The organism is Bifidobacterium sp. ESL0690 (genome assembly GCF_029392315.1).
In the GTDB taxonomy this organism is placed as follows: Bacteria; Actinomycetota; Actinomycetes; order Actinomycetales; family Bifidobacteriaceae; genus Bifidobacterium.
The window spans coordinates 1,561,706-1,577,783 of sequence record NZ_CP113939.1 but is presented as its reverse complement, the minus strand read 5'-3'; the positions used below and the strand labels follow the sequence as shown (position 1 = coordinate 1,577,783).

Genomic DNA, 16,078 nt, shown 5'->3' with positions numbered 1-16,078 from the left:
CTATCCTTTTCCTGTTTTAGATGTTTGCTGCGCCCTTACTTCTTGCCGCCCTTGTCCGTTGAGGTCATGGATTTCACGATTTCGACGACCTGCTTCGGCTTGAGTTCCGGCACGTAGGCGTTGACCACGGCGATGCCGATCTGGGCGAGTTTGGCCGAATCGGGGTAGCAGATATAGATCGGGGCCGGGCTGGGCTGGAACTTCTTCTTGAAGAAGAACAGCGACTTGAAACCGTAGGCCGGTTCAAGCACGTCGGCCGCGATCTGCAGAGCATGTTCGATGATCTCAGTGCCGCTTGGCGATGTCGCTGTTTCAGCATCTGTATTCTTCGTGCCCTCGTTCTTGGCTTCGTCGGTGTCCTTATCCTTGTTTTCGGGCTTGTCGGATTGATCGGTTTTTGCGGTTTCGTCTGTCTTTTGGACTTGATCGGCCTTATCCGATTTATCGGATGATTTATCAGCCTTGTTTCCTTCAACCGCCTTATCTGCGGCAGCAGGAGCCTTCTCGCCCATGCCGGCCAATGGGGCCGCCGAAAGGCTCATGAATTTCACGGCATTGGCTGGATCGGCCTGGCCTTGGTCGCGCAAACGCTCGGCCATGCGGGCGATAAGGAATTCCATGATGCCGTTGGGGCTGTCGGTGCGATGGCGCATGAAGTCCAGCGTCCAGCCGATGACCCGGCCGTCGCGGTAGGTGGGCAGCCAGCTGGTGACGCCGAGAACCGTGCCTTGCTCGTCCACTGCATACAGCAGCGCCACACGGTCGTCGCGCAGTTCTTCTATGCCGCCGAGCGTGAACTTCATTTCCGGCAAAGCCTTGAGTTGGGCCCATTGCTCTGAAATGTCCACGATCTGCTGGTCGATGTTGAAACCGGCCTGGTCGTAAGTGGTGAGCACGTCGGTGATGCCGTCGCGCTTGGCCTTGTTGATAGCGGTGCGGATGTCCTGCCATTTCTTGCCGCGCGTCTGCCACTGACTCGGGTCGAGGACCATTTCGGTACCGACCTGGATGGAAGACCAACCCATGTTTTCGAGTTCTTCACGCTGGTCGTCATGGACGGCATAGAAGGAAGGAGACCAGCCTTTTGCGGTGCAGAATGCGCTGAATTCACGCAAATCGTTCATGTATTCGTTTGGATCGCCAAAGGGACCGGTGACGGTCAGGGCGATGCCGTGCAACACGCGGTAGGCGATGGCGGAACGGCCGGTGGAGGAGAACCAATAGTGATTGCCTTCCCAAGTGGTCATGAAGCTCATCGATTCGCCGCCAAGGGTGACCAACGCTTCGGCCTTCTTGCGGTCGCGCTCGTCGGGGGTGACGTTGTCACGGAACCAAAGGATGAAGACAATCAGCACCGTAAGCCAGAACAGAACGGTAAGGGCTTCGCTTACCAGTGTTGCGATTGTGGTTTGCGGAACGATAAGAGCCGTGGACTTGCGGCCGCCGAAACCGGTCGGCAGAAGCCTGCGCAGCATATCCATAATCATGAGTTTGACAGTTGGACGCGGCTTGAAGTCCTGGGGTGCGGCCACAGCGAAGCCGATATAGACACCGCTGGTGACCAGCAGCATGCCCACCATGGCAATGATACCGTTGCGGACGCGAGAAGAACCGGTGGAAACGCTGAAATGCGGGAGTTCCCGAACCATCAGGATAATCAGCACCAAAGGTGGAAGGGCAGTGGTGATGAAAGCCGGCATGAAGTTGTATTTAGTGGCCATGCTCGGGCTTATCGGTGTGACGGTGAGCGGGAAGACCACATAATAAAGCACGGAAAATACGACGGCCGCACCATTGAGCACGATGCTCACCCAAGCCGCCAAACGGCGACCGTGGTAAAGGCCCCATGCCACCAAAGCGAGGGCCGCGATGGGCAGCAGCATATGCAGCCAGAGACCTGCTATGGCAAGGTGCTGTCTGGTGGCGACCAAACGCAGACAGCTGGTCACCGACTGGTTCACGCTGCAGGAGGTCAGGAGCGAGGAATCGCCCCAGATGGAGGAGGTGAAGAGGCCAAAGGTCGTCAACGGTCCGAGATGGGAGGTGGAGGTCAGCGCCAGCAGCGGGCCGATGGCGAGCACCAGTTGGGCGAAGGCGAAGAGGCGGCGGATCTCATAGTCGGTGCTGTTGGCCCACTGGATGTGCTCCTTGATCGGGCCGTGCATCAGCAGGCCGGTGAGCTGGCCGACGATTGCCGCGCCGAGTGTGCAATAGTCGCCGGGATTGCCGCTGAAAAGCAGGAGCGTGCCGATGATGGTATAGCCGAGCAGCAGGATACGGCGTCGCCATAGTGCCGATTCGTAGGCGCTTTCCGCCATCAGCGCCCCGATGATGATGGTCAGAGGAGAGAGCAGCACAGGCAGGCGCTCCATGCTCTGCCAGTCATGCATGGCCATGTCGACCAGAACACAGACCAAAAGCCCCAGAGTGGAGCCGATAATGGCGCTGAACAATGCCGCGAACGTCGTTTTGAGAGCCCCGAGCCGTGATTGCGCCACGGCAAGGATGATGACGATTAAAAGCGTGTAGACGATGAGCATCAGGGGGCTGCGCACGAATACCGCGGAGCGCAGGATCTTCGTCAGCCAGGGGATGATGTCTTGGCTGTGAAGCGGCTGCTGGAACGGGTCGTTCGGTTTCCCGCCGTTGCGCATACGTCCCAAAAGAATTTCGGTGAGGCTTATGGTGCGTCCGTAGGCCGGAGTGCGCAGATGGCGGATGGCCGAAGAAACCATGTCGAAGATATTGACGAAAAGGAATACGGCAGCGACGACGATGGCGAAAAGATGTCCGCGCATCCAACTGACAAGGTCATGGCCCAGCACGGTCCAGCTTGAGGGGCCGCCCTTTCTGCTTTTCTTGTTTTTCGGGTCTTCGTGATTCTGCATGCTCAATAGCTTTCGTTCTTCGCTTCGTTTGACCATCATATCTGATGTAATAACAACATTGTGATGGATTTTGCTTTTTTGTAATAACTTTTAATCGTCGAATGTGTTGGTATTGTCACTCACTACTTCCAGCAGAGGATAGGAATCGATGCTCTTGCCTGTTTTCCCGAGCCCTGTTTCGGTGCCGAACAGATCGATTTGAGCGGTCATTCCGGCGTTGACGGTGTGCCAGTCGTGCCCGGTGCCTTTGACGATGACGGTGGTCACCGACATCCCCGAGTTCATGGCCGCTTTGGAGATGGCCTTCTGGTTCTTTTGTGATTTCGAATCGACCTGGCCGGCCGCGGAGAACCATGTCTGCTTGGACGGTGCGTTGCGCTCGATGATTTTAATCGGAACGTGCTTGTCGAAGGCCTTCTCATCGCCGCCGAAGTATTTCTTCACCGTGCTTTTGTGGGAACCGGTCGTAGGCTCGATCTCACCGCCTGCGGAATAAATATGGCCGTAAAGGTCGGGATGTGCCGGACCGAGCTGGGTGGCGCAGGTACCGCCCTGCGAGAACCCGCCGATCAGCCATTTGTCTGCGGATTTCTCCACGGGAAGATTGGACTTGATCCAGCTGGTCACATCCTTGGTGAGGTAGGTTTCCGCATTGCCTTCGGATGTATCGGCGCACAGCGAGTTATGCGTCAGCGAGCCGTTCTGATCGGGGGAAACGGCTATTGGCGCCATTCCGTAATGCTTGGCAGCGTAGGCGTCAAGTTTTTGTCCCAGCACTCCGGCGCTGAAGAAACGATCCGGTGTGCCCGGCTGCCCAGCGAGGACGACCATGACCGGAAGTTTTGGCGGGTTCTTCGTCAGCGCTGCCGGCGGAAGATAGACGTTGGCCGTGCGGGCCTTGAAATGCGAAAGGGTATTGGGAATGTCGACCGAATGGACCTGGCCTTGTTTCGGCATTGCCGGCAGCTTGCCTTCCTTGCCGAGCTTTTCCCACTTTGAGACGGTGTCGTCTGCCTTGTTGGTTGCCTTGCCGACCGTGCTCAGGTCGAGTTTGGAGAATTGGTTGTGTCCGAAAAGCGAACCTAGTGTGGTGTATTCGCCGTAGATGCCGTCAACTTTCAGCGCGCAGGTGATCAATGCCAGGACGATGGTGATGATGGCGATGACGCGACGCAGCTTCCCCGAATTCACGCACGCGGCGATTAACGCCGAAATTACTGCAAGACCGTAGGTTATGGTCGTTTCCACCAAACTTCCGAGGCTTACGCCAAAAACCATAAAAACGTCGGAAAGCAGCCAGACGACGACACGGCCCGCCAGGCCGCCGACCACACCCCATCCGAGCTGTTTCAAAAGAGGATCACGCCAGCCGTCCTTCGATTTGAGGACGACGACGATGACCAGACCGATAATCGTTGCTACCAACAGGGAAGTGGGTAGCCAGCCCTTAAGCAGTTGAATGTTGAAAAACCAGTCCATCATTTCCTTGAGTTGCGTAAAAATTCTTCCGTCACGATTCTAGACGCAGGGCAACGCCAAAAACAATCAGCCGCAAGAATGATTGTCGGATTCGCTCGAACTTTCACAGGAAAGATATAGTATCGTGTCGTTATGATTATTGGAAACGTTGCAAGAAACGATATGAATCTTTTCTGTGGGCTTTCCGTGTGAAAGCCGGAATATGAGGTTTTACGGCCATGGTACTTGGTAATGAACGGGGCATGGCGATGCAGACGGACGTGAGCGGATACCGCAATACACGTAATTGATTGAAGGAAAATCAGATGGACGAGGCCGAAAAAGCGAAATTCGCTGAGAAAAAAAATTCACGTGATGTGCACGATGGGAACGATATGTCATCGCCGGCGCAGGAAGCTGCGGCAAACAGGAACGACGATTCCGGCAGCGAAAGCAATGTGGAGGTGAAATCCGAATCTAAAGCGAAAACTGACAAGAAATCCAAGGGATTGCACATTCCCGCTTGGCTTTATGTGTTGCTGTTTGTGGTCTTCGGCATCATCATGGCGCTTATTCTGCAGCAGGGCGTCTCCCAGAGCGATACCCGCGTGAAGCTGGCCAGCCCGCTTACCGGCGTGTGGGGCATGATTTCCAAGATGTGGGAGAAGGGCAATTTCGTCCTCGTCCTGAACCTGCTTTTGCTGGGTCTCATTTATCTTGCTGTGATTATGTTGTTCAACCGTTTCTGGATTGCAACGCCGGTCATGTTTGTGTTGATTATTTTCATTGCTGTGGTCGAGCATTTCAAGGTCAGCGTTCGCTATGAGACGATTCTGCCTTCCGATCTGAGCTTTGTTTCCAACGGCGACGCCGGATCGCTGATGAGTTTCATTCCCTCTGGCTCCGGCGGGCTTATTGCCGGTGTTGTCGTGGCGATGGTCTTGGTCGTAGCGCTTTTCGTTGCGTTGAACCATTTCGACGTGCGGCATGGCAAGGTGTTCGGGTTTGAAAACCATAGCGTAGTTGCTGATGGCGAGGTGCGCAAAAAGGCGGATAACAGCGGAAGCGAGAGCGTCGAAAGCAGTAATGCTGAAAGTAAAAGTATTGACGGCAGTGGCAATGGAATTAATAATAAGGTAAAGAGCAAAAGCCTCGGCGCTGCACTGCGTATCGTACTTATCGTCATGCCGTTGCTTCTGGTGACCGGTTTCAGCTATCAGGTCGGCCAGATCAATACCTTCACCCATTCCTTTGCCAACACCATGGGCTATATTCCCTCGATGTGGGATTCCGTTTACGACGCTCAGCGCAACGGCCCGCTGGTCTCGTTCCTGGGTCAGGCCCATCCGAAAGTGATGGACCAGCCGAGCGATTATAGCGAGGCCACGATGAAGCAGGTTGCCAAGCGCTATAGCGCTGAAGCCGCGAAAATCAACAAGACGCGCACCACCAAGATGAACGACAGCAGCGTCGTCTTCATCCTCTCCGAATCATATTCGGATCCGTCTCGTGTGCCGGGACTCAAGCTCAACCATGATGCCATCCCCAATACCCGCGAGATCAAGGAACACACGACCGGCGGCTACATGCTTTCCTCCGGCTATGGCGGCGGCACCGCGAATCTTGAATACATGAGCCTGACTGGCATGTCGATGGCCAATTTCGACCCATCGCTTACCAGCCCATATCAACAGCTCATTCCGGGCGAAAAGTGGACGCCGACCATCAACCAGCTGTGGGGGAGCAAGGAACATTCTGTAGCCTTCCACCCCTACGAGCCGTCGATGTACCTGCGTGCCAACAACTACAAGAAATTCGGTTTCTCGCATTTCTACTCGCTGGAGCCACCCGAGGTCATCGCGCACCGCCAGAAGATCGATTCCTCGCCCTACGTTTCCGACGCTTCGGCTTATCAGAGCGTCTACGAGTCGATGAAGAAGAATCCTCAGAACGAATTCGTCCAGCTGGCCACGATGCAGAACCATATGCCGTACCACAACTGGTACAAGGGCAACACGTTCAAGGCCGAATCCACCGACCCTGCGCAGCCGCTTGGCGCCGACGAGAACGAGTCGATCAACACGTACGCCAAAGGCGCGAACATCACCGACAAAGCCACCGCCAAGTTCTTGGAGCAGATGGACTCGCTCAACAAGCCTGTGACTGTCGTCTTCTATGGTGACCATCTGCCTGGCATCTACAAGACCGCTTCGGCCGACGAGAAGAACTCGCTGGCGCTGCACACCACCGACTACTTCATCTGGTCGAACAAGGCCAGCGGGCGGCAAGGATACAAGAGCCCGGACGGAACCTATTCCTCGCCGAACTTCTTCATGGCGCAGGCAGCCGAACAGAACAACGCCAAGGTCACGCCGTTCCTAGCCTTCCTCACCCAGCTGCATGGCAAGGTTTCTGCGATGGAGCCGCCCGTGGTCAACCAGATTCAGGGTTGGTCGCGCATCCCCGAAGGTCAGCCGATCTACCTTGGTCCCAATGGTCAGCCGATGGCTGCGAGCGATTTCGACAAGGAAACCAAGCAACTCATGCACGACTACAAGCTCATCCAGTATGACGTCACTGCCGGCAAGGGCTATCTCAAAGACGCCGGATTCATGGGATAAGGCTTTCGTTAGGGTCCATCAACAAAAAGGTCGGTCGATATCAATTAAGAAATGGCTATTTCTCGCCATTCTTATTTTGGCAGCGACCGACCTTTTGTGCCGTTTCGAAATCCATTTCTGAGAATGGATTTTGCAGAAAAGTGTTACATGTGACTGTTTTAATATGTCTTGCTATTCAATATGATTCGGGTTATTCGGAACAATAGCTTCTAGAGCTTTCGCGCCGATGTCGTGGCGGTAGAAGAAGCCGGTGGTGTTCAGTGTGTCCAAAGTGTCGTAGATTTTCGACTGCGCGGCTTGGAGAGTGGGGGCGACGGTTTCGTAGACCAAGACGCGGCCGGAGGAGGAGACCAGGCCGGTTGAAGAGATCAAATCGGCAGGATCCTGATTTTCGGGATGCTTCGGCTTTTTCACGCCGGCGTAATAGATATGGGAATCTGAGTCAGTGGGGATGGCTGGAACCAAGGTGCCTTTCTTCGGCTTGCCAGGGTAACCTTTGGCGGCCAGCACCACACCAAGCGCGGTGGCATTCGTGCGCCAGGTGAATGTTGGTTGTTCGTCGTTGAGGATGGCGTTGATACCTTCGTCGAGGTCGCTGGTAAGCAACGGCAGTACGGCTTCCGTCTCCGGGTCTCCAAAACGTGCGTTGAATTCGATGACTTTTGGTCCATCGTCGGTGGCGATAAGGCCGGCGTAAAGAATGCCCGTGAATGGGGTGCCTTCTTCGGCCAACGCCTCGACGGTGGGGCGGATGATGGTGTTGATGGCCTGTTCGACCGTGTCGTCGCTGACTTGCGGGACGGGACTATAGGCTCCCATACCGCCGGTGTTCGGGCCCTTGTCGCCGTCGTATGCGCGCTTGTGGTCCTGCGAGATGGGCATTGGCCAGAATTCGGTACCGTTGACGAAGCTCATCAGGGAGAATTCCTGGCCTTCGAGGAAGTCCTCGATAACTACTTTCAGATCGTCATTGCCAAAACGACGTTCGACGAAAATGTCTTCAAGCGCGCCGAGCGCTGTCTGCGTGTCAAGCGCGACGGTCACGCCCTTTCCGGCGGCCAGTCCGTCGGCCTTGATGACGATGGGTGCTCCGTGTTCGGCAACATAGGCTGCAGCCGCGTCGTAATCGGTGAACGTGCGGTAGGCGGCGGTCGGAATGGCGTGGCGGGCCATGAGCTGTTTTGCGAAATCCTTCGAGCCTTCGACCTGGGCCGCGGCGCGGGTGGGGCCGAACGCTTTGAGGCCGACTTCGCGGAAATCGTCGACGATGCCATGCATCAGCGGCACTTCGGGGCCGACGAGCGCCCAGTCGTAGCCGCTGGACTGCATGAACTCGATAAGCGCCGCGTGATTGGACGGGTCGATGTGGGTGGTGCGGATGCCGTCGAGTTCCATGCCGGGGTTGCCGGGTGCGACGGTGACTTCGTCGACGCTTGCGCCTTTGAGCAGCGTGGCGGCGATGGCGTGCTCGCGCGCACCTGATCCGATGACCAAAACCTTCATACCCATTTCGTGTCCTTCCGCAGTTTCTGCCTTATTCAATTAAGTTGCAGTTCCTAGCTTTGCACCAAATACTTAGTCTATTTTAATGATTTATATTGTCTGATAAACACAGTACAAATCATTCGAATCGTACGCGTTGCGCATCTCCGGGTTCGGTGGTAATCGAGCCGATGATGTGGCCGGTTTCGCCCACCGATTCAAGGGTTGTAAGTGCCTGCTTTACATTCGCCGGGTCGACGGCCAGCACCATGCCTATGCCCATGTTGAAGACATTGAACATTTCTTCATGATCGATGCTGCCGGCGCGTTCGATGATGTCGAAAATCGGCGGAATGCTCCAGGTGCCGATTTTGATCGAAGCAGCAAGGCCGGCGGGAATCATACGGGGAATGTTCTCGATGAACCCACCGCCAGTGACGTGTGCGACGCCTTTGATAAGCCCTGCGGCAAAGAGCGGCTTGAGCGCCTTCACATAGATTTTCGTCGGGGTGAGCAGAACATCGCCCAACGTGGCGTCGCCCAGTTCGTCGAGTTTCGTATCGACGGTATAGCCGGCTTCGTTAAAAAGCGCTTCGCGTACCAATGAGAATCCGTTGGAATGAACACCTGAGGATTCCAAACCAATCAATGCGTCGCCCTCATGGATGCCCGAGCCGTCCACGATGGCGGATTTTTCGGCGACACCGACCGCGAATCCAGCCAAGTCATATTCGTTTTCGTCATACATACCGGGCATTTCTGCCGTTTCTCCGCCAATAAGCGCGGATTCCGCTTGAACGCAGCCGTCGGCCACACCGGAAACGACCTGTTCCAGAAGTGCCGGGTCGTTCTTGCCGCAGGCGATGTAATCAAGGAAGAACAGTGGTTGCGCGCCCTGGGCTGCGATGTCGTTGACGCACATCGCCACGCAGTCGATGCCGATGGTGTCATGCTTGCCGGCCATTTTGGCCACCATGAGCTTGGTGCCGACGCCGTCGGTGCCGGAGACCAGCATCGGTTCCTTATACCCGAGGCTGGCCAAATCGAAAAGCCCGCCGAACCCCCCGATACCGCCGACCACACCAGGTCGGTTGGTTCGAGCGACGTGCGACTTGATGCGCCGGACGACCTCGTATCCGGCCTCGACGCTGACTCCCGCTTGTTCGTATGCTTGAGGCATGCTATGCCCTCCTTGTGGTGGTGCTGGTAGTGTCAGCGACGCTTGCGCTGCTGCCGTTTTGTTCGGATGATTCTGCGCTGCTGTATTCGTTGTCGACGTATTGGCTTTCGTATTTGGCGAAATGCGGCAGGCGCTCACGTTCCTCTGGTTTCAACGAGGCGAGGAATTCGTCCTCGTAATCATCCAAAGCGGTGGGGTAATCGCCGTTGAAATAGGCGACGCATAGGCCTCCGTAAGGTGCGTCGGCATTGAGCCCAATGGATTCGATAAGACCGTCAAGGCTTAGGAATTGCAACGAATCGGCGCCGATGTATTTTCTTATTTCCTCGACACTCATGCGTGCGGCGATCAGTTCGCGGGTGGTCGAAATGTCGATGCCGTAGAAGCACGGATATTTTAGCGGCGGTGAGCTGATACGCATGTGTACTTCCGCAGCTCCTGCCTCGCGCAGAAGCTGGACGATGCGTTTCGAAGTGGTGCCGCGCACGATGGAATCGTCGATGACGATGATTCGTTTGCCTTTGACTACGCCGCGGACCGCCGAAAGTTTCATCCGTACACCTTGCTCGCGCAGTTCCTGCGTGGGCTGAATGAACGTGCGGGCGATGTATTGATTCTTGATAAGTCCCATCTCGTTCGGCAATCCGCTGGCTTCGGCGTAACCGGAAGCGGCGGAAAGCGAGGAGTTCGGCACGCCGATGACCATATCCGCGTCGACCGGTGCTTCCTTGGCAAGCCGCGCACCCATGCGTTTGCGGGCGGAATGGACGTTGACGCCGTAGATGTTCGAATCCGGGCGGGCGAAGTAGATGAATTCCATCGAGCAGATGGCGAGTTGGGTTTTATCGGTATAGGTCAGAATCCGGTAACCGTCATCGTTTACGACCACGATTTCGCCGGGTCGGATGTCGCGCACGAGCTCGGCACCGACCGTATCCAGAGCGCAGGTTTCGCTGGCCAGCACGTAGGCCCCGTTGCTCATTCGGCCGAGCGAAAGCGGGCGGAAACCGTTCGGGTCAAGCGCTCCGATCATCGCGTCCTCGGTCATCAGCAGGTAGGCGAACCCGCCATGGACGGTGTTGAGGGCTTCCTTGAGTTTTTCGACGAACGTGGGTTTGTTCGAGCGTCGAATCAGGTGCATCAGCACTTCGGTGTCGGAGTTCGAGTGGAAGATGGCCCCCTCGTTCTCCAATTTGGCGCGCAAGGCGATGCAATTGGTGAGATTGCCATTGTGAGCCAGAGCGAAGTCGCCGTCGTGGAAGCGGAAAATGAACGGCTGGATGTTGTCGATGCCACTGGAGCCGCTGGTGGCGTAACGAACGTGGCCGATGGCGCGGTCTCCGGTGAGTCGTTCGATCTCATGCTCGTCGTGGAACACTTCCGTCAACAGTCCCAGCCCGCGATGGCCGATCAGCCTGCCGTGGTCGTTGGAGACCATGCCGGCGCCTTCCTGTCCGCGGTGCTGGAGGGCGTGCAGGCCGAAGTAGGTCAGGCGCGCGGCTTCGGGATGGCCCCATACGCCGAACAGTCCGCATTCTTCGTGAATGTTTTCGAATTCGAATGACATCTCAGACCGTCCTTTCGCCTGTTTGGTCGTTCAGATTGTTTGCGTTCATCGGTTCCTCGACTGTTGCCGCAACTCCTGTGAAATAGCGGACTCCAGCCTCGAAAATCGGCTGGAACTCACGGCCGGGAACGTTCAAATACAGTCCGTCACCCCGACGCTCGGAATGACCCATCTTGCCGAGTACTCGTCCGTCAGGGCTGGTCAGTGCCTCCACGGAAGCCATGGAACCGTTCGGATTATCGGCTAGATTCATGCTCGCCTTGCCGTCTTCGTCCACGTACTGTGCGGCGATTTGGCCATTGTCGGCGAGTTGCTGAATCTGTTCCCGTGTAGCCACGAACCTGCCTTCGCCGTGCGAAATCGGGATGGTGTAGATATCGCCGACCTCGCTGCCAGCCATCCAAGGCGAAAGATCGCTGGAAACCCGGGTGCGCACCAAACGGCTTTGATGCCGTCCGATGGTGTTGAACGTCAGTGTCGGCTGGTGTTCGCTGGGCTCGACGATGTCACCGAAGGGCACGAGACCGAGTTTGATGAGTGCTTGGAATCCGTTGCAGATACCCAACATCAAGCCGTCACGGTTGTTCAGCAAGTCGCGCACGGCATCGGCCACGGCCGGGGCACGGAAGAAGGCGGTGATGAATTTCGCCGATCCGTCTGGTTCGTCGCCGCCTGAGAAGCCTCCGGGAATCATGACGATCTGGCTGGCCCTAATTTCCTCGGCCAGTTGGCGTGAGGATTGTGCCACGGCTTCGGGAGAGAGGTTGTTGACGATCAACGTGTGCGGGTCGGCACCTGCCGCCTCGAACGCGGCCGCAGCATCGTACTCACAGTTATTGCCGGGGAATACCGGAATGAGTACGCGCGGCTTAGCTTTGAGTGGGCTGCCGGTATAGAAAGCTTGCTGGCCCTTACGGTAGCTGATGGTCTGCGTGCCTGTTTCATTTTTGGCGGAGAGTTGTACGGAGGGTTCATTTGAAGCCGTTTGAATGTTCTCCGTTGTGGTGGTTTTGCCGTTGACGCTATGGCTGCGATAGGGGAAGATTTCCTCCATCGCGGATTCCCAAACGTCCTGCAATTCGCCGAGGTCGACGGTTTCGCCGGCCGCAGTGAATTCATAAGTAGTGGTGGTCATACCGATGACTTCGACATTGACCTGCTCATTGCTTTCAGGCACTTCGGCGCCTTCGGCAAGCTCCACAATAAAGGAACCATACGCAGGTTCGAACAAGGCATCGAGATTGATGTCGTTGTTCAGCCTGACGCCGATTTGGTTGCCCAGGGTCATCTTGAACAGGGCTTCGGCAATGGCACCATAACCTGGTGTCGAAATTGCGAGAACCTGGTTGGTGGCGGTCAGTTGTTCGACCAATGCCAACGTCCCGAGCAAATCGTCGGAATTGGGAATAAGCCGGTACGCGCTTTCGGCATCGTTTGTATTTTCGGAAGTGGTATCGTATCCATACCGTTCCGGTGCTATACGCACGATACGATGTCCGGAACCCTTGAATTCCGGGGATACTGCACCGTTCATATTTCCGGTGGACACGGCGAAGGAAATCAGCGTCGGCGGCACGTCCAGTTCCCGGCCGTCCTGCTCGAAGCTGCCGCTCATCGAATCCTTGCCGCCGATGGCTCCGACCTTGAGGTCAAGCTGAGCGCTCAAAGCACCGAGCAATGCCGCGGTTGGCTTGCCCCAACGTTCGGGGTCCTGGTGGAGTTTGCCGAAATATTCCTGGAAACTGAGATAGGCGTTCTCTCTGGTGAAGCCCGAGGCGACGAGCTTAGAGATTGATTCGACCACGGCCAGATAGGCTCCGGCGAATTGGTTGCGTTCCGTGATATACGGGTTGAAGCCCCATGCCATGGCGCTCGCCGTGTGCGTCAGTCCGCTGGGCACGGGAAGCTTGGCAACCATGGCTTGACTCGGCGTGAGCTGCTTGCGCCCGCCGAAGGGCATCAGTACGGTGCCGGCACCGATAGTGGAATCAAAACGCTCGGCAAGACCCTTGTTCCCGGCGATATTGATGTCGCTGACCAATGAAGTCAGGCGTTCACGCAGATTGCCGGATTCCCAATCATGGGGAACTGTGTAATCTTCGGCCGGCAGTACATGGACATTCTGATGTTTTGCGGCGCCGTTCGAGGCGAGGAATTCGCGGGAGAGATCAACGATGCGTTTGCCGCGCCAATCCATGACCATACGCGGTTCGGCAGTGACGGTGGCGATGACCGTGGCTTCAAGGTTCTCCTCGCGTGCGTAGCGCAGAAATTCGTCCACGTCCTCGTCGGCCACATCAACCGCCATGCGTTCTTGGGACTCGGAAATAGCTAGTTCCGTGCCGTCCAAGCCCTCATATTTCTTGGGAACCTTATCAAGGTCAATCCGCAAGCCGTCGGCGATTTCGCCGGTCGCCACGGATACACCACCAGCACCGAAATCATTGCAGCGCTTGATGAGCACGCTGGCATCCTGGCGGCGGAACAGCCGTTGCAGCTTGCGTTCCACGGTCGCGTTGCCCTTCTGCACCTCGGCTCCCGATTCCATGAGGCTATCCGTATCCTGAGCCTTGGAAGCACCGGTCGCACCGCCGATGCCGTCACGTCCGGTACGTCCGCCTAAAAGGATGATCTTGTCGCCCGGCGTCGGGGTTTCGCGGCGCACGTTGGCAGCCGGTGCCGCGCCGACCACGGCTCCGACTTCCATGCGTTTGGCGACGTATCCGGGATGATAGATTTCATTGACTTGTCCGGTAGCTAGCCCGATTTGGTTGCCGTATGAGGAATAACCTTGTGCGGCTGTGGTGACGAGTTTGCGTTGCGGCAGCTTGCCTTCCAGTGTCTGTGAGACAGGAACGCGCGGGTCGCCGGCTCCGGTGACACGCATGGCCTGATAGACGTAGGCACGTCCAGAAAGCGGATCGCGGATGCAGCCGCCGATGCAGGTGGCGGCCCCGCCAAACGGCTCGATTTCCGTGGGATGGTTGTGCGTCTCGTTCTTGAACAGGAACAGCCAGTCCTCGGACTTGCCATCGACGTCCACCTTGATCTTGACGGTGCAGGCATTGATTTCCTCGGACTTGTCGAGCCCGGCCAGCTCGTCCTCGGCTTCGAGTTCCTTCGCGCCGATGGTGCCCATATCCATCAACGTCACAGGTTTATTGGTGCGTCCCAGATTTTCCCGAACTCTGAGGTAGCGCTCGAATGCAGCCTTGACCACGCTATCGTCGATATCGACCTTCGTCAGCTCGGTGCCGAAGGTGGTGTGACGGCAGTGATCAGACCAATAGGTGTCGATCACCTTGATTTCGGTGATGGTCGGTTCGCGGTGTTCACCCCGGAAGTAGGTCTGGCAGCACTTGGCATCGCCCAGATCCATTGCCAGTCCACGTTCGGCGATGAAACGCTGCAATCCGGCGTCATCAAACTCGTTGAACCCGTCGATTACCTCGACGTCGGAGGGAACTTTGACCTCGGTTTCCAACGTTTCGCGCGTCTCAAGTCCGGTTTCGTGCGCATCGACAGGATTGATGACGTAACGTTTGATGGCCGTGATGTCATCGGCGGACAGATTGCCATATAGCGCATAGATTTTCGCCGTCCGCACGTCCGGCCGGGTCCCTTGGCTCAAGAGCTGGATGCACTGGCTGGCCGATTCCGCACGCTGGTCGAATTGACCCGGCAGATATTCCACCGCGAAAACCTGTGCGCCGCCCAAGTCGGGCAGGTCTCGTGTTGCGGTGTCCACCGGAGGTTCACTGAAAACCGTGGGGATGGCCGCTTCGAAAAGCGCGGCATCCAAACCTTGAGCATCGTAGCGGTTGATGATGCGGACGCGCTCGAGCCCGGTGAGTCCGAGCACATCCCGCAGTTCGGCCGTAAGATTGCTGGCCTCGACGTCAAAGCCGGGTTTCTTTTCTACATACACGCGAAAAACTGTTGAAAGCACTGATGTTCCTTAGCGTAGCTGAGTCAAGTGGTTGAGAGGGAAAGAATTGGGAAATGAAGAAATGGCTTGGAAACGGCACATTGCGCAATAACCAAAAATCGCTCGCATACCAGTGATTAAGGTATGCGAGCGATATGTCATTCGACCTTGACGCCTCGGCTCTCGGCCAGGTCAAGCAGTCGTTTGTAGATTTCCTCGTAGGCGGGAATGATATCGCCGAGGTCTCTGCGGAAGAGGTCTTTGTCGAGATGTTCGACTTTGCCGGAACCGTCCTTCAAATCCCAAAGTCTGCAAGTATCCGGAGTGATCTCGTCGGCCAAAACGATTTCGCCATCCTTGTTCTTACCTTCCTCGATCTTGAAATCGACGAGTTTCACATCGATGTCGCGGAAGATCTTGGTGAGCTTTTCGTTGATATCACGGGCTTGGCGTGAGACTTCGGCCATTTCCTCATCGGTCGCCAGCCCAAGGGCCACGATGCCGTCGACGTTGATGAACGGATCATGCAGTTCGTCGGATTTGAAGCAGAATTCGAGGATCGGGCGCTTGAGTTCGGTGCCTTCCTTGATGCCGTAACGCTGGGCGAAGGAGCCGGCGGCGGTGTTGCGCATGATGATTTCAAGCGGAAACATCGTGATTTTCTCGTTGAGCTGTTCGGTGTCGGAGACGCGGCGGATGAAATCCGTCTTGACGCCTTCGGCTTCCAGCAGCCGGAAAAGAACCGTGGTGATGCGGTTGTTGAGACTTCCTTTTCCTTGAATCTGTGCCTTTTTCGCGCCGTCGCCGGCGGTGGCCTGATTCATATATTCGACCCAGAGTACATTCGGGTCATCCGTTGAATAGAGTTTCTTGGCTTTGCCCTTGTAGAGCATATCCAGTTTCTCCATGATTCGCCCTTCCCGTAGAGTAACGAGATTGATTGAATGAGGTGAA

7 protein-coding genes and 1 pseudogene are annotated in these 16,078 nt (G+C 56.3%); 1 reads left to right on the top strand and 7 read right to left on the bottom strand.

Going from position 1 to position 16,078, the window contains the following annotated elements; translation table 11 throughout:
• Positions 1-35: 35 nt before the first annotated feature.
• Complete coding sequence (locus OZX62_RS06355; RefSeq protein WP_277177054.1) at positions 36-2,888, bottom strand: DUF2156 domain-containing protein; 2,853 nt, start codon at positions 2,886-2,888, stop codon at positions 36-38.
• A gap of 90 nt (positions 2,889-2,978) precedes the next feature.
• Positions 2,979-4,370 carry an alpha/beta hydrolase-fold protein gene (locus tag OZX62_RS06350; protein ID WP_277175388.1) on the bottom strand — a complete coding sequence of 464 codons (1,392 nt, stop codon included), beginning with the start codon at positions 4,368-4,370 and terminating at the stop codon, positions 2,979-2,981.
• 302 nt (positions 4,371-4,672) lie between these two features.
• On the opposite strand from OZX62_RS06350, the gene OZX62_RS06345 reads away from it, so the two are divergent.
• On the top strand, positions 4,673-6,967 hold the full coding sequence (locus OZX62_RS06345) for an LTA synthase family protein (RefSeq protein ID WP_277175387.1): 2,295 nt from the start codon (positions 4,673-4,675) through the stop codon (positions 6,965-6,967).
• 171 nt (positions 6,968-7,138) lie between these two features.
• Here the strand turns inward: OZX62_RS06345 and purD are convergent, their stop codons facing one another.
• From purD to purC, 5 genes and pseudogenes are all read right to left on the bottom strand, one after another.
• The gene (gene purD, locus OZX62_RS06340; protein WP_277175386.1) at positions 7,139-8,476 is read right to left on the bottom strand and encodes a phosphoribosylamine--glycine ligase; all 1,338 of its coding nucleotides are present in this window, start codon (positions 8,474-8,476) and stop codon (positions 7,139-7,141) included.
• A 112-nt stretch (positions 8,477-8,588) separates the two neighbouring features.
• Positions 8,589-9,629 (bottom strand): phosphoribosylformylglycinamidine cyclo-ligase, encoded by a 1,041-nt coding sequence (gene purM / locus OZX62_RS06335; RefSeq protein WP_277175385.1) that lies wholly within the window; start codon positions 9,627-9,629, stop codon positions 8,589-8,591.
• Position 9,630: 1 nt separating this feature from the next.
• Positions 9,631-11,196 (bottom strand): amidophosphoribosyltransferase, encoded by a 1,566-nt coding sequence (gene purF / locus OZX62_RS06330; protein WP_277175384.1) that lies wholly within the window; start codon positions 11,194-11,196, stop codon positions 9,631-9,633.
• A 76-nt stretch (positions 11,197-11,272) separates the two neighbouring features.
• Positions 11,273-15,145, bottom strand: a pseudogene (locus OZX62_RS06325) (phosphoribosylformylglycinamidine synthase); the annotation flags it as partial.
• 137 nt (positions 15,146-15,282) lie between these two features.
• Entirely contained in the window at positions 15,283-16,032 is a 750-nt protein-coding gene (gene purC / locus OZX62_RS06320) for a phosphoribosylaminoimidazolesuccinocarboxamide synthase (RefSeq protein ID WP_277175383.1), read from the bottom strand.
• Between the last annotated feature and the right edge of the window lie 46 nt (positions 16,033-16,078).

Bases quoted from the DNA above. Each gene is read 5' to 3' on its own strand.
- purF (WP_277175384.1), bottom strand. From the start codon at position 11,196: ATGTCATTCGAATTCGAAAACATTCACGAAGAATGCGGACTGTTCGGC.
- purD (WP_277175386.1), bottom strand. From the start codon at position 8,476: ATGGGTATGAAGGTTTTGGTCATCGGATCAGGTGCGCGCGAGCACGCC.
- purM (WP_277175385.1), bottom strand. From the start codon at position 9,629: ATGCCTCAAGCATACGAACAAGCGGGAGTCAGCGTCGAGGCCGGATAC.
- purC (WP_277175383.1), bottom strand. From the start codon at position 16,032: ATGGAGAAACTGGATATGCTCTACAAGGGCAAAGCCAAGAAACTCTAT.
- OZX62_RS06355 (WP_277177054.1), bottom strand. From the start codon at position 2,888: ATGCAGAATCACGAAGACCCGAAAAACAAGAAAAGCAGAAAGGGCGGC.
- OZX62_RS06345 (WP_277175387.1), top strand. From the start codon at position 4,673: ATGGACGAGGCCGAAAAAGCGAAATTCGCTGAGAAAAAAAATTCACGT.
- OZX62_RS06350 (WP_277175388.1), bottom strand. From the start codon at position 4,370: ATGATGGACTGGTTTTTCAACATTCAACTGCTTAAGGGCTGGCTACCC.